Genomic DNA, 13,169 nt, shown 5'->3' with positions numbered 1-13,169 from the left:
TTCGGACAATCAGACCAGAGGCAACTCAAAGAACACCATCACTCCCTGTGCGGTGTTTTTAAACTGAAGGGTTGAGTTGTGAGATTTTAAGATCGACTGACAAATGGTCAGACCTAGCCCGGTGCCGGTGGAGTGATGCATGACATCCTCGTCGATATAGAACGGCTTCATGATCTTGTCGGAAACGGAAGAGGGAAGCTGGGGACCCATATTGGAAACAACAAAACGCAGATTAGAGCCGCTTTTCAGGCTTTCCACATGAATCTCGCTGCCGTCATTTCCAAATTTCGCCGCGTTGTGAATCAGGCGCAACATGACCTGTTTGATCAGGCGAACGTCTGCGTGAACGGCCAGGGGCTCAAGCTTGCTGACAAGTTTTTGCTGCTTCTTTGCGATCAGGTCCACGACTTCTTTTGAAAGCGCCTCATCAAACTGAGTAAACGCCACCTGCTGCATATCGATTTTAAGCTGATTGGTTTCCGCACGAACCACCAGCAAAACATCATCCACGAGTGTTTTCAGCCGGTCGGCGCTTTTCATGATTCGATTGACCATCAGTTTGTCTTCGTCATTGAGTTTGGATTCAGCCAGCAAAGACGAAAAGCTCAGGATGGAGGTCAGTGGAGTCTTCAGTTCGTGATTGATCAGAATCATAAAGTTGGATTTTGCAACATCCAGACTTTTTAATTCTTCCAGGGCGCGCGCCAGCTCCTGATTTTTTTGCTTGAGTTCCTGTCCCAGAGCAAAGCGGTCGATCGCATGTTCTACAGTATTGGAAAGATCCGTCGGGTCCCACGGCTTTGTCAGATAGCGGAAGATCTGACCTTTATTCACAGCCATGATCACAGACTCAAGATCCGTGTATCCGGTCAGCAGAATTCGCACTGTCTCAGGATGAGACTCCAGAGTTTTCTCTAAAAATTCCACCCCGGTCATCTCCGGCATTCTTTGATCCGTGATGATGAGTGCAACAGGACCTCGATGTTCGTCGAGAACAGCCAAGGCTTCTTTTCCTGAGGTGGCCTTTAGTACGGTGTACTTCTTCCGGAAGAGCCTCTCAAGCGCATCTACGTTATCTATTTCATCATCTACACAAAGAATTGTGTGCTTAGTCATAGAAGCTAGTGTAGGATTGTGGAAAGATCTGTGCAAAGTATTTTGTGCGGGTTTGTTGTCATGGATGACGATGCGGAAAAATTGCAGAAAACTATGCTGGCCATCAGTCTAGTTTCACAATGTTTCAATACTTTTGCTCAAGAATGAGTCAAGTTCAAGTCGACTCCTGACGATAATAAAGACGATAGAAGTATTTTTATCCTTTTCAGGAGATCGTGTATGAAGTTTTGGATGCGCATTGCAGCTCCCGTCACACTGGTGATGAGTATTGCAGGTGGTGCTCAAGCTCAAATGTGGGGTACGGGGATGTACGGAGGCATGCAAGCATGTCCTTATAACTATTCCGCCGGTGCCGGTTCCTCCAGCTATCTTGATGAAATCAAAGAAGCACAGGCTGAAATCAGTGAAGCTCAAAAGCAGCTTCGCTCCAAGCAGTCCGAACTGAAGAAGATCGACAGAGCTTTGAAGCGCTCTAGCGACGCTGTGAATGGTGTGGTTTCCGGTGACTACACAGAATTCATGTTCGAGCACATCTCCAACAACGTGAACTGTAAAGAGTATAAAGGCCTGGGGGCGGGTGATGAGTTCATCGCTCAAGGACAGGAAGGTGATGCTTCCATCCAGGCGCCAGCCACACGTGAAGTGTACGGCTTCCAGATCCAGGAATGGGCGCGTCTGTGCGATGCAAACAAAAATGGTTCCGTTTCCGGCGCTGTCTGTGAAAATCCAAAATATCGTCAGGGTGAAAAAGGCCGCTTTACAACCGCAGACTGTAAAAAAGGTCTGACGGACATGAGAAAGAGCTATGCGGAACGCAACAAAGTCACTCGTGAAATCGATGCTTTGAAAGCCCTTATCGAAAACAGAAAAGAAGACATCAAAATCGCCAAAGAAGACTATGCTGACGAACAACGTGAAAGACGTCGTGAGCAGTTGGAAGGTGGCGTTTGTATCGACTGTATCGCGCAAGGTTCCGGTTATCAGTATCAGAAACCAGAAACAAACTGGGGATCTGTGGTTGGTAACGTGGCGTTGGGCCTTGGTTCGATCTTCCTTGGTTACAAAACAAATCAAATGGTTGCTGACGCAAACTCCAACATCGGCTGGCCAACAGACCCTTGGGCATCCACGGGTTATGGTTATGGGTTGGGAGCGATCGGAACTGGTATCGGTCAGATGATCGGCGGTGGTAGCGGTATCTACGGCTCTATCGGCGGTGGTATCGGTGCGGGGGCCTTCGGTTGTGCCGGTAACAACGGTGGACCTTACGGTATGATGGGTCCTTATGGTGGTATGAACGCTGGCGGTATGTGGGGTAACCCGTATGCAATGGCAGGCCTTGGAATGGGCGGCATGGGCGGCGGTATCTTCATGCCGGGTATGGGTCCTTGGGGTATGGCCGGTCCTTGGGGCATGGGCGGACCTATGGGCGGTATGGGTGGCATGATGGGTGCTTACCCTGGCGCGATGATCGGTGGTTTCGGTGGCGGTCTCATGGGCGCATATCCTGGCGCTATGATGGGCGGCATGGCTGGTATGGGCGGCATGATGGGAGCTTACCCAGGTTCTATGATGGGTGGTATGGCCGGTATGATGGGCGCTTACCCAGGTGGAATGATGGGCATGGGTGCCTTGGCTAGCGGAATTATCGGCGCTTATCCTGGTGCAATGATGGGTGGTTACCCTGGCGCGATGATGGGCGGCATGGCCGGTATGGGCGGAGCTTTCCCAGGCGGCATGGTTGGCGGCATCGGTGGCGGTCTTATGGGCGCATACCCTGGTGGTATGGGCATGATGGGTGGTTACCCTGGCGCGATGATGGGCGGCATGGCCGGTATGGGCGGAGCTTTCCCAGGTGGCATGGTTGGCGGCATCGGCGGTGGTATCATGGGAGCCTTCCCGGGCGCCATGGCTGGTGGTATGGCCGGTATGATGGGTGCTTACCCTGGCGCGATGGTCGGAATGGGCGGTCTTGCTGGTGGCATGATGGGCGCATATCCTGGCGCGATGATGGGTGGTATGGCCGGCGGTATGGCTGGTGGCATGGCAGGCAGCTTGGGTATGTTGCAAATGCAACAACAGATGATGCAAATGCAGATGCAGCAGTACCAACAGTACATCCAGCAGCAGCAGTCTTATATGCAACAACAAATGCAAAGACAGCAGGTTGTGGCAAGCTTGCAGCAGGAACTTTATGGTCTGTTGTATAGAATCCAGCAGGTTCAGTACGGTGTGGGCGGCGTTGGCGGCTCTATCGGAATCGGCGGTGGCATCGGTGGAGGTATTGGTGGCGGAGTCGTACCAACGCCAATCGGTGGTGGTACGGGCAGCCCAATTCCAGTTCCAGTTGGAAATGGCACGGGTACCGGCACTGCTCCAATCCCGTCTGCACGATAATTTAAACAAAACAGTTAAATAAACGAAGGCCCTCTGCTAAAACAGAGGGCCTTATGCTTTTCAGAATCCCGCGTCTATATGACAGTCACACTCACTTTCTGGCCACCGGCGAATTCGCCTCGGGCCTGCGTTTGGAGGATGTCAACTCCAAGCAGGATTTGCAGAATATTGTGCGAACCAATCCGGGTTACTATCGCCGTCATTGGCTTTTGGGCTTTGGCTGGGATGAGCGCAAGTGGCCAGCCTCTGAACAGCCACACAAGAATCTTTTAGACGAAGTTTTCCCTGACATTCCTGTTTTCTTTGCGCGCCTGGATGGTCACAGTTGCTGGTTGAACTCCAAGGCTTTGCAAGAAATGAATCTTCAGTCTGAAAATGGAATTCTGACAGAAAAAGATCATTTGCGCGCCTGGGACCAGCTTCCTGGTTTCACTAAGGAACAGGAGCGCTCTCACATCCTGCAAGCCTGCCGCACTTTCAACAAAGCCGGATTCACGCACGTGCGCGATATGAGCTGCACGGAATCCCTGTGGAGTATGCTGTGTGAAGTGGCCGACGCGGGTGATCTGACCCTGGCGATCGAGGAAAACTTCACCTCTCACGACATGAATGATTTTGAAACCATGCTGAAACTGGCAAAGTACGCCCGCCAGAACGAGCGTCCATTACTGCGGGCCAAAGGCATCAAGGTTTTCTATGACGGCTCTTTGGGTTCAGAAACCGCGTTGTTATCCAAACCTTACAACGGTATTCGTGGTGGCAATCAGGGGCGTGTGCTGTGGGATTTGGCGGACATTGAAAATATCATGAAACAAACCTGGGCAGCGGGTTTGGAGTTTTCCGTTCATGCGATCGGGGATGAGGCGTCTCATCACATCGTGCAGACGGCGCGCAAAATTTCGGCGCAGGGGGCATTGGGGCGTTTGAATCTGGAACACGCCCAAGTTCTGCGTCCGGAAACAATTCAGATGATGAAGCCTTTGCATGTGCGCTGTCACATGCAGCCTTGCCACTGGCTGAGCGACCGGGTGTGGTTGTCGGACAAACTCAAAGACCTCTATCCCTATGCCTTCCCGTGGGAAGCGCTGCGCGCGGCGCAGATTCCAATTTCCTTTGGCTGTGACAGTCCTGTGGAGCCGTCTTCGTTCTGGCGCAATAAGATCGCATTGGATGAAAGCCCGAAAGAAAGGATCCGTAAGTTCACGGGTGATTTGACTGTTGTGCACGCGCATCCCGATAAAACTTTTGCGGATTCTTACACAGTCATTGAGGATGGCGTCGTCAAAGAAATCAACTTCAATGGAAAGCCCTTGTCACTTGAATGACGACGTATCAATCACCAGTTTTTTATCTTTCATAGCATAGATCCCACCGCCGATCAGTAAAGCTGCCGTGGGATAAAGCCAGGCTTTATTGCGCTGAATCCAACTTCGCTCTGATAAGTCGCTGTCTTGTCCTTCTGGCAGGCGACGCAGGCACTGGGGACCCCAAAAAACAGATCCTTGGTTTAAAACAGTCATGTTTTCAATATCAGCCTGAAAGCTTTCGCAGGTTCCAGAGACCAAGCCAGTGATTGTCAGATGTTGAGCCCTAAGCTCTGCATAAGTGCCATAAAAACTGACGGGCTTGTGCGTATTGGACAGCAGAGTGAAGTGATAGCGCGCTGAAGAGATCAGCAAAAGCCGACGGTTGTCCTCTAACGGGTAAACAACACTTTCCACCATCAGTGTGTCCGCCCAAGAGTTTCTGATGCGCAGCTCTTTCAGGTCCACCTGTTCTAAGGGACATTCAGAAGACGCAGCATTTTCCCCAAGCAGAAAGTTCACTTTGCAGGAAAGCTGAGTGACCGAACTTTTGGTGAACTTGCTTTGAGGTGTGACCGCAAGCCAGCGCCCCAGCAGGTCTTTTAAAAATTGCAGACTTAAGCTTGAAAGAGCGGTCTTTCGATTGATTTGCTCAACGGTTTCAAGGCCGGATTGAATATCGGAGGGGGGTAGATCCGCAAGAGCAAAAAGCTTTTGCTCTTGCGCTGGTTGATTCTGCATTTCCTCGATAGTGAATTTTTGAAATGACTGAACCCGGGGATTCAGGCTCAGATAATTTTCAAACTCTTTCGGGGAAGTGCCCGGTCCTTGTACAAGAATTTGTGACTGGCCCAGCAAAGGCCAGAACATCGTCAGCACAACCATAAGTTTTTTCATGGGAACTTCCTTAGTTTTGATATTCCACTTTTAATCGCGGAACAGAAGTTGATTTGGTAACCTCGGTGCCTTTCTCTTCGGGGTTTTGCACGACTGCGATAAAGGGACCGTTGAAGCTGAGCAAACGGGGACTTTCGGTGTCTTTCACCAGAACGGCGTATTGGTCAGGGTTCAGTGGGGCTCGCAACAGCTTCAGTTTGCTGCCCACTTTCAGTCCGCCTTTTTGCCGATCGTTGGAGGCCAGGTAAAGATCCACGACGCCTCCCATGTCGCCGACAAGGGAAGCCAGGGATTCAGCGTTGCTGATTTCCAAAGGCACCAGCACGAAACCTCGGGGGATGTAGGTGTCTACAGAAGCCGGTGAAGGAACAGTCTGAAGCGCATCCTCTTTTTCGGATTTTGGACTTGAGATAAAGGCCACCAATCCAACAAGAATAAAACCTGTTAAAGGCCAATTACTTTTTAACTGGGAAAGTGTCTTTTGAAACATAAGACTTCTCCTTGATAAACTGGTGTTTGCGTTGGGCGGTTTTAAGTTCAGAGATTTTTGAAATAGCGGCAAAAAATATTAAGAAGATCAGGCTCATCACCAGACAGACTTCAATGAGTATTTGCCCTTTGTTATCAGAGTGCTCCATCCACGTACTTCCCGGGTTAGTGTGACTGCGCAGGCTTTTTCGAACTGGAATGAACCAGATAGAAAGTAAGACAGAGGCCCGCGCGGCGTGAGCTGGTACTGCCAACGGTGCGCCAGGGCCTGACGTGTTTCAAAATTTTCTTCGGGGCTGTAAGTCGGAGCAATATCCGGTGAGTCCGGACGGACAGCCAGACGAGGCGGGCTTTCGGGAAGAGCGCGAAGGCTTAAGTTCAAAAAGAAAAAACGGTTTTGTATTTCCATCGATCTTTGTCGAATCTGATAGCCAGTGGAGCTGTGGTGGCGAGCCAGTGAAATATTGCTTTGCTGGATAAGCTGCTTTTGGCGGATGTCCAGTTCCTGCTGCCTCTGCTTTACCGCTGCCAGTTTGACTTTCAAGGCAGCAATAAGAGGCAGGTTCCCCGCGGCGGTGGCTGTCGCTAGTTTTGTCAGTAAGACGGTTTCCTGCATTTTCAAGGTTGTCGCCAGAGGGTTCAGCGCCAGCAGAGTTGTCAAATGAGGACGGACAGCGGCCTGGCCACTGAGTCCTCCCGTGCGGCATCGATGTTTCAGCTCCAGATCGATCTGCAGAAAACTCATCAGGACTGTGATTAGAAAAAATCCCGCCAACAGGCAAGGGAGTAAAGACACAATAAGAATCGCAGCAAAGCCGTGATTTGATTTTAATGATGCCATGAGGGGTCCTAGTGTGGAAGAGTCAGCTCTTTGGTGATTTTCATCGCCGGATGAAGGTGAATGGTGACTTCTCCGGAGGATCGGTATTTTTGCAATCGCACGGCCACGACCGTTTGGGCCGGAAGAATTTTACTCATCTGATTCTTCAGGTGACTTTCGCAGGAATAAGTCGTTTCGGAAGCTCCGCAAAGCAGAGCCTCGTGCAGGTGATAGTCAGCGATATAAAAGACCAAAGATCGATACAGCAGTAAAGTCAGCACGCTGCCCAGCAGGAAAAGTAAGGGCAAAACCAGCACGGATTCCAGCAGACCTTGTCCTTGTTGTGTCTTCAGGAAATTCATGCTGATTTACTTTTTGTCGGCTTTGGAGTCGTTGACTGAGCCTTCAAAGAAATCACTGAAATCGCGTTTTTTATACATGCTTTCAGTCACAGCGTGTGCAGTCTTTTTGCGGCTGTCCGTACCGCCCAATGCTTGGGCCACATTGGCAAATTGAACGTCGATATTGGCGCCGACAACTTTGATGACCGAGATGCTGCCGATAGCAACGATCGCCACGATAATCAGATATTCGACCAAACCTTGGCCTCTTTTATTTTTAATATGGGACTTGTTTTTCATAGAACCTCCGAATGGGAGGCCTAGCAAGGTCTGTACGGCTGTGGGGTGCGTTTAAACCAAAAAAGAAAGTCCGGAAGATCCGGACTTTGTAAGCTTATTTCTTTTTGCCTTTTGCTTCGGCTTTTTTAGCAGCAGCTTTTTCTTCTTTAGCAGCGGCAGCCGCCTCTTTCTTTGCGCCGGCTTTCTTCGCCTTACGCTGGAAGATAATACGATCCAAAATATCGAAAGCTTCTTTTTGCAGGTCGTTTTCGAAGATAAAGCGATAGAAGCCCTCGATCTCAGGACTTTGACGGAACTTTTTTAGAGACGTAGGAAGGCTGTCAGATTGAACGAAGTCAATGGAACTACCGTCTTTTGAGAGTTTTACTTTTTCAGCCATTCGAAAATCCCCTAGTGTTTTAAAGGGTTTGTACAACGGAGGAGGGGGCGGAAGCAAGAAAAAAAGCCCCTTAGAGTGGTGAAAAAGGCCTATCTGACTGTGGGGCCCGCCCGCGCTGCGAGGGCCTACCTCCGCCTTGCCTATGAACCTTTTTGGTGGGTCTCGATGGGGGCTGGGGACTTTCCTAATAACTATTGAATTTCTTTGGGAAATAGCGGAGATTTAAGACTTCAAAAACGGGAGGTCTTTCGGTGCTGATTCTTAACGGAAAAGAAGTCGCAAAGGAAGTGCGTTCTGCCCTCGTTCCCCGGGTTGCAAACTTCAAAGATAAAGCCGGCCGGCCCCCGCACTTGTCAGTGGTCATTGTGGGCGACGATCCCGCCAGTCATACCTATGTAAAAAACAAGAAAATTGCCTGCGAAAAGGTGGGGATGACTTCCACGATTCACAGTATGCCGGCGACGACGACTCAGGCGCAGTTGAACGAGGCCTTGAAAAAGCTGAATGCTGATTCTGAGGTGGATGGAATTCTGGTTCAGTTCCCGCTTCCGAAGCACTTGAGTTCCCACGAGGTTCTGAAGTTGGTGTCCCCGGAAAAGGATGCTGACGGACTGACCTATGCTTCTTTGGGGTACTTCTTTGCTGGAAGGCCCTTTGTCAGTCCCTGCACCCCGGCTGGAGTTATGCAGATTCTGAAGCACTATCAAATTTCGGTGCAAGGTCGAAATGCCGTGGTCGTCGGGCGCAGCAATATTGTTGGCAAACCGATGGCGCACATGTTGACAGAGGCTCATGCGACAGTCACATTGTGCCACTCAAAAACAGAGAACCTGTCCGAGATGACTCGTCAGGCAGATCTGGTTGTGGTGGCCGCCGGCAAGGCTCGCTTCCTGGGTAAAGAGGACTTTAAAAAAGACGCCATCGTGATCGACGTGGGAATGCACGGTTCTGGTCAGGGCGGCAAACTGTGCGGCGATGTCCGCTTTGAAGAACTGGATGGCTGGGTGAAAGCCGCTACGCCGGTTCCAGGCGGTGTCGGCCCAATGACGATTGCGATGCTATTGCAGAACACCTGTCTGCTGGCGGAAAAGCGCGCCGGATTTTAGTTTGTACGTGAGGATTTTATGTTCAGTGGATTCTTGAAAAATGTTTGGTATGTGGGACTTCCAAGTGCAGAGCTGGCTGTGAACAAAGCCACTTCTCGCAAGATCATGAATGAACCGATTGTGTTCTATCGCGACTCCAAAGGAAAAGTTTCCGCCATGCGCGACATCTGTCCTCATCGTGGAATTCCACTGAGCTATGGGCGTGTGGTGAATGATCAAATTGAGTGTCCTTACCATGGCTGGAAGTTTGATGGCACCGGCATGTGCACAGAGATTCCCTCCCTGTGTCCTGATCAGGATTTAAATCCGAATAAAATCAAAGTGCGCGGTTATCCTGTTCACGAAGCTCAAGGTTTGATCTGGGTGTTCGTGGGTGACAAGGATTACGATGTTTCCAAGGCTCCGGCGATTCCGGTGATGAAAGCCTTCCCTGCGGACGTGAAGCCGAAGCTGACCTATGTGGTGAACTTCCCTTGCCACGTCGATCATGCGGTGATTGGTTTGATGGATCCTGCTCACGGGCCTTACGTGCATAAAAGCTGGTTCTGGCGTTCTGAAAAGACCATGCTGGAAAAGAAAAAGAAGTTTGCTCCGGTCAATTACGGCTTCCAGATGGTGCGCCACCAGCCTTCGAAGAATTCCAAGGCTTATAAAATTTTAGGTGGAGCCCCGACGACCGAGATCACTTTCACTTTACCATGTGTTCGGGTTGAGCACATCGAAGTGGGGCCTCGTAATTTCTATTCTTACACCGCATTGACTCCGGTGGATGAAAACAACACACGGGTGACCCAGTTGGCGTATTGGGACATCCCATGGTTGAGTCTGATTAAGCCTGCGATCAACAGCTTCTCTAAAACCTTCCTGGGGCAGGACATGGATGCGGTGACCAAACAGCAAGATGGTCTTCGTTATGATCCAAGTCTGATGTTGATCAAAGATGCCGATACTCAGGCGAAGTGGTACTATGCTTTGAAGACAGAGTATCATGATCATCTTCAGGAAAAGCGCGACTTCAATCACCCGGTTAAAGAAACTGAGCTTCGCTGGAGAAGTTAGTATGTCTTTTCTGCCCCACGCTCTGCTGGTTTTATTCTTAGGCGGACAGGCTCAGGCACTCAGTCTGAGCTATGTGGGGGAAACATCCATTAAAACAGGCACGGAGTTTCAAAAGACCACCATTGGCGGTCTTTCTGGTATCGTCTGGCGTGATGGCAGGCTGCTGGCGCTTTCTGATGACAAGGGTCGCATGGGCGAGCCGCGTTTTTATGAGTTCGATTTAAAAATATCGTCTTCCGCGGTCTCTTTAAAACCACAGAAAGTTCATTTTATTTCAGGGCTTCCGTTGACTGGGGAAAAGAAGGCTTCTTTGGACCCTGAGGGCCTGGCAGGTCTTCCTTCCGGGGATCTGTTGATTTCCTCTGAAGGCAATAACGACTCCAAACCCCGCGAAATGCCAAGAGTTTTCCAGGTCTCTGCCGCGGGAACGTGGAAGACGGATCTGCCTGTGCCGGACAAGTTTTTGCCAGAGCCCACGGGGCAGCAGAAAAAGGGTGTGCAGAACAACGCCGCGTTTGAAGGGCTGTCTGTGACCGCGGATGGCAAGCATGCCTTTGTGGGTGTAGAAACTTCTCTTTTTCAGGATTATGTGATCGGCGAAGAAGAAAAAGGCGACTGGATTCGAATTCTCAAGTACGAAGAGAAATCGGAAAAAGGTTTTCAGCCGGTGGGGGAGTACGCTTATCGCATTGAGCCTCTGAAGGATGCTCATGGCGGCAAGGAAGTCTTCCGCGGGGTTTCGGAAGTTCTGGCGGTCAGTGATACAAAGCTGCTGGTTTTGGAAAGAGGCGTTCGCCTTTTCCCCAAAAAGATCTGGGCCAACACCGTGGCTTTGTATGAAGTGGATCTCAGCAAGGGCAGTGATGTTTCGGGTTTCAATAAGCTGGAAGGGGCCAAGTTCACCGGAGTCAGCAAAAAACTGCTGGTGGATTTTGAGGTGGATCTGAAAGATCGCAAGGATAAAAAAGTTCAAAACTTTGAATCTTTGTCCTGGGGACCGAAACTTTCCGAGGGACGTCGCAGTTTGCTGGTGATGTCCGATAATAATTTTTCAAAAAAAGAAATCACCGAGTTAGTGGTTTTCGCAGTTGAGGGTGAATAGTTTATGATGACAGTGTGGCGTCTTCGTCCGGGTGCTGATAAAAGAATTCGCAGCGGACATCCTTGGGTGTTCTCCAATGAACTTTCCGCAAGTCCCAAAGGGCATCCTGCCGGAACTCCGGTGGAGCTTCAGGATGCAAAGGGGCAGTTTCTGGCCCGTGGATACGGCAATCCTCATTCCTTGATTGCGTTCCGGGCTTTGAGCTTTAATAGTCAGGATAAAGAACCCACCAGTTTTGATTTCCTTCACGAAAAAATCTTCAACTCTTGGCGCGTGCGCAAAGCGGCAGGTTTCCGTGGCAGTTTCCGTCTGGCTTTTGGTGAGTCTGATTTTATTCCGGGCCTTGTGCTGGATTACTACGTCATAGAACAAAACGGCAAGAAGGCTCAACTGTTTGCAGCCCAACTGGTGACCGCTGGGATGAATGAAGCTTTGAAGGATGCTGAAGGCTTCTTTAAAGGCTTGGCCGAAAAAGCCCATGCTCAGGGTTTGTCCCAGTTTTCATGGGAACAAACAGCCGTTGTGATTCGCAACGACGTAGGTGTGCGTAAGCTGGAAGGTCTGCAAGTCGAAGAACCGCGCCTGATCAAAGATCTTCCGGAGATGAATCTTCGCGATGTCGAAATTCTTTTGAATGCCGCGGGCGATGAAGGCCTTGTAAAAATGAACTGTGATCTGGTGGAGGGTCAAAAAACGGGCTTCTTCCTGGATCAGACTCATAATATCTTCCTGGCGGTGGGGCTTTTCAAAAACTGGGCGAAAACTCAAACTCCACGCAAGATCCGCGTTCTGGATCTATGCTGTTATGTGGGCCACTGGTCCACGCAGATCACACGCGCGCTGAAATCTCAGGGCTTTGAGGTGGAGGTGTCATTGGCGGATATCTCCAAGACAGCTCTGGCCTTTGCGAAAAAGAATGCGGAACGTGAAGGTGCTGAAGTCATTGTGCATGAGATGGACGTGTCTGAAGGATTGACTCAACTTCCAAGTACACACTACGACATTGTGATCGCAGATCCGCCAGCGTTTATTAAGTCCAAAAAAGATATTCCTATTGGAAAACATGCTTACTTGAAAATGAACACTCACGCTTTCCGTCTGGTGAAAAAGAACGGCTTCGTGGCGTCTTGTTCTTGTTCTGGCTTGTTGGAAGAAGAAGAGTTCCGCGATGCCATTCGCAAGGCATCTTTAAGAAATTACGCTGAACTTCGCAGCGTTCTGCGCGGCGGTCACGCGGCAGATCATCCGACGCTCATGCAATTTCCAGAGGGTTTCTACCTAAAAATGTACGTCCACTATATTCATTAAGCGGTCGGTGAAAAAGGCCCATCTGACTTCGTTGGAGCTGGGCCTTTTTGACCGACCTTGAATCCTTGGTTCTCGTGGCTTTTAAGGCGGCTTTATTGAGCAGACGGGAGTGAATTTCCTGGCGCCGTTGCAATTTGTTTTAACAGGCGAAGATATCAATCCCTAACTAAGCGACTTCTTTTTTATCCAGATACTTTCGTTCAAACCAGAAAGTGCCTGCTGGCAAGACAGAGGCTACGAAAGCCAGAAGTCTGGTTTTCATTGACCAGTTCAATTCACCGGCAATGAAGTTCGCCATCAGGACATAACCGATGAACAGGAAGCCGTGGATGGGACCCAAGGACTTAACCAGGGCGGGATTGCCGGCCATGTATTTTACGGGCATGGCGATCAAAAGAAGAGCCAGGAAAGAAAGTCCTTCGAGCCAGCCTAGAATACGGAATGCTTGAATCATTTATCACCTCTCAACACGGGGTTGATACTCACTTTTACTCTATTATGCAGCTTAAAAGTGCTTCTTGAGGCGCAACATATTACTGCGTCTGGTAAGA

14 protein-coding genes are annotated in these 13,169 nt (G+C 50.0%); 6 read left to right on the top strand and 8 right to left on the bottom strand.

From position 1 onward, the window contains the following. Positions 1 to 9: 9 nt before the first annotated feature. Positions 10 to 1,116, bottom strand: coding sequence for a response regulator (locus ACZ50P_RS14685; RefSeq protein ID WP_464132027.1), 1,107 nt, complete (start codon positions 1,114 to 1,116; stop codon positions 10 to 12). Between the two features lie 219 nt (positions 1,117 to 1,335). On the opposite strand from ACZ50P_RS14685, the gene ACZ50P_RS14680 reads away from it, so the two are divergent. Further along, positions 1,336 to 3,513: a hypothetical protein gene (locus tag ACZ50P_RS14680; protein ID WP_464132026.1), complete on the top strand. Its 2,178-nt coding sequence runs from the start codon at positions 1,336 to 1,338 to the stop codon at positions 3,511 to 3,513. 53 nt (positions 3,514 to 3,566) lie between these two features. Continuing rightward, positions 3,567 to 4,838 carry an amidohydrolase gene (locus tag ACZ50P_RS14675; protein WP_464132024.1) on the top strand — a complete coding sequence of 424 codons (1,272 nt, stop codon included), beginning with the start codon at positions 3,567 to 3,569 and terminating at the stop codon, positions 4,836 to 4,838. Here the strand turns inward: ACZ50P_RS14675 and ACZ50P_RS14670 are convergent. The 6 genes from ACZ50P_RS14670 to ACZ50P_RS14645 form a co-directional block, all read right to left on the bottom strand. Next, positions 4,827 to 5,714 carry a hypothetical protein gene (locus ACZ50P_RS14670; protein ID WP_464132023.1) on the bottom strand — a complete coding sequence of 296 codons (888 nt, stop codon included), beginning with the start codon at positions 5,712 to 5,714 and terminating at the stop codon, positions 4,827 to 4,829. The genes ACZ50P_RS14675 and ACZ50P_RS14670 overlap by 12 nt on opposite strands. A gap of 10 nt (positions 5,715 to 5,724) precedes the next feature. Next, positions 5,725 to 6,204, bottom strand: coding sequence for a hypothetical protein (locus ACZ50P_RS14665; protein ID WP_464132022.1), 480 nt, complete (start codon positions 6,202 to 6,204; stop codon positions 5,725 to 5,727). Between the two features lie 96 nt (positions 6,205 to 6,300). Next, positions 6,301 to 7,044 carry a hypothetical protein gene (locus ACZ50P_RS14660; protein ID WP_464118461.1) on the bottom strand — a complete coding sequence of 248 codons (744 nt, stop codon included), beginning with the start codon at positions 7,042 to 7,044 and terminating at the stop codon, positions 6,301 to 6,303. Between the two features lie 8 nt (positions 7,045 to 7,052). After that, positions 7,053 to 7,385, bottom strand: coding sequence for a hypothetical protein (locus tag ACZ50P_RS14655; protein ID WP_464132020.1), 333 nt, complete (start codon positions 7,383 to 7,385; stop codon positions 7,053 to 7,055). A gap of 6 nt (positions 7,386 to 7,391) precedes the next feature. Continuing rightward, a complete protein-coding gene (locus tag ACZ50P_RS14650; RefSeq protein WP_464118459.1) occupies positions 7,392 to 7,664 on the bottom strand; it encodes a Flp family type IVb pilin in 273 nt (90 codons plus the stop codon). A gap of 94 nt (positions 7,665 to 7,758) precedes the next feature. Continuing rightward, positions 7,759 to 8,043: a hypothetical protein gene (locus ACZ50P_RS14645; protein ID WP_262553026.1), complete on the bottom strand. Its 285-nt coding sequence runs from the start codon at positions 8,041 to 8,043 to the stop codon at positions 7,759 to 7,761. A 251-nt stretch (positions 8,044 to 8,294) separates the two neighbouring features. Here ACZ50P_RS14645 and folD point away from each other — a divergent pair, with 251 nt between their 5' ends. Genes folD through ACZ50P_RS14625 form a run of 4 tightly spaced genes read left to right on the top strand, consistent with a single transcriptional unit; the run spans position 8,295 to position 12,618 of the window. After that, positions 8,295 to 9,149 carry a bifunctional methylenetetrahydrofolate dehydrogenase/methenyltetrahydrofolate cyclohydrolase FolD gene (gene folD / locus ACZ50P_RS14640; protein WP_464132019.1) on the top strand — a complete coding sequence of 285 codons (855 nt, stop codon included), beginning with the start codon at positions 8,295 to 8,297 and terminating at the stop codon, positions 9,147 to 9,149. An 18-nt stretch (positions 9,150 to 9,167) separates the two neighbouring features. Beyond that, positions 9,168 to 10,208, top strand: coding sequence for a Rieske 2Fe-2S domain-containing protein (locus ACZ50P_RS14635; RefSeq protein ID WP_464132018.1), 1,041 nt, complete (start codon positions 9,168 to 9,170; stop codon positions 10,206 to 10,208). Position 10,209: 1 nt separating this feature from the next. Further along, positions 10,210 to 11,310: an esterase-like activity of phytase family protein gene (locus ACZ50P_RS14630; RefSeq protein WP_464132016.1), complete on the top strand. Its 1,101-nt coding sequence runs from the start codon at positions 10,210 to 10,212 to the stop codon at positions 11,308 to 11,310. Between the two features lie 3 nt (positions 11,311 to 11,313). Further along, positions 11,314 to 12,618: a class I SAM-dependent rRNA methyltransferase gene (locus tag ACZ50P_RS14625; RefSeq protein WP_464132015.1), complete on the top strand. Its 1,305-nt coding sequence runs from the start codon at positions 11,314 to 11,316 to the stop codon at positions 12,616 to 12,618. Between the two features lie 166 nt (positions 12,619 to 12,784). Here ACZ50P_RS14625 and ACZ50P_RS14620 read toward each other — a convergent pair whose 3' ends face one another. Continuing rightward, entirely contained in the window at positions 12,785 to 13,072 is a 288-nt protein-coding gene (locus ACZ50P_RS14620; protein WP_464118452.1) for a DUF3817 domain-containing protein, read from the bottom strand. Between the last annotated feature and the right edge of the window lie 97 nt (positions 13,073 to 13,169).

It is taken from the genome of Bdellovibrio sp. CKG001, assembly GCF_055397465.1.
This window is presented reverse-complemented; position numbering and strand designations above follow the sequence as displayed.

What these genes read in the sequence shown, in the direction of transcription:
- ACZ50P_RS14665 (WP_464132022.1), bottom strand. Translation starts at nt 6,204, where the DNA reads ATGTTTCAAAAGACACTTTCCCAGTTAAAAAGTAATTGGCCTTTAACA.
- ACZ50P_RS14625 (WP_464132015.1), top strand. Translation starts at nt 11,314, where the DNA reads ATGATGACAGTGTGGCGTCTTCGTCCGGGTGCTGATAAAAGAATTCGC.
- ACZ50P_RS14635 (WP_464132018.1), top strand. Translation starts at nt 9,168, where the DNA reads ATGTTCAGTGGATTCTTGAAAAATGTTTGGTATGTGGGACTTCCAAGT.
- ACZ50P_RS14620 (WP_464118452.1), bottom strand. Translation starts at nt 13,072, where the DNA reads ATGATTCAAGCATTCCGTATTCTAGGCTGGCTCGAAGGACTTTCTTTC.
- ACZ50P_RS14655 (WP_464132020.1), bottom strand. Translation starts at nt 7,385, where the DNA reads ATGAATTTCCTGAAGACACAACAAGGACAAGGTCTGCTGGAATCCGTG.
- ACZ50P_RS14630 (WP_464132016.1), top strand. Translation starts at nt 10,210, where the DNA reads ATGTCTTTTCTGCCCCACGCTCTGCTGGTTTTATTCTTAGGCGGACAG.
- ACZ50P_RS14650 (WP_464118459.1), bottom strand. Translation starts at nt 7,664, where the DNA reads ATGAAAAACAAGTCCCATATTAAAAATAAAAGAGGCCAAGGTTTGGTC.
- ACZ50P_RS14675 (WP_464132024.1), top strand. Translation starts at nt 3,567, where the DNA reads ATGCTTTTCAGAATCCCGCGTCTATATGACAGTCACACTCACTTTCTG.
- ACZ50P_RS14645 (WP_262553026.1), bottom strand. Translation starts at nt 8,043, where the DNA reads ATGGCTGAAAAAGTAAAACTCTCAAAAGACGGTAGTTCCATTGACTTC.
- ACZ50P_RS14670 (WP_464132023.1), bottom strand. Translation starts at nt 5,714, where the DNA reads ATGAAAAAACTTATGGTTGTGCTGACGATGTTCTGGCCTTTGCTGGGC.
- ACZ50P_RS14680 (WP_464132026.1), top strand. Translation starts at nt 1,336, where the DNA reads ATGAAGTTTTGGATGCGCATTGCAGCTCCCGTCACACTGGTGATGAGT.
- ACZ50P_RS14685 (WP_464132027.1), bottom strand. Translation starts at nt 1,116, where the DNA reads ATGACTAAGCACACAATTCTTTGTGTAGATGATGAAATAGATAACGTA.
- ACZ50P_RS14660 (WP_464118461.1), bottom strand. Translation starts at nt 7,044, where the DNA reads ATGGCATCATTAAAATCAAATCACGGCTTTGCTGCGATTCTTATTGTG.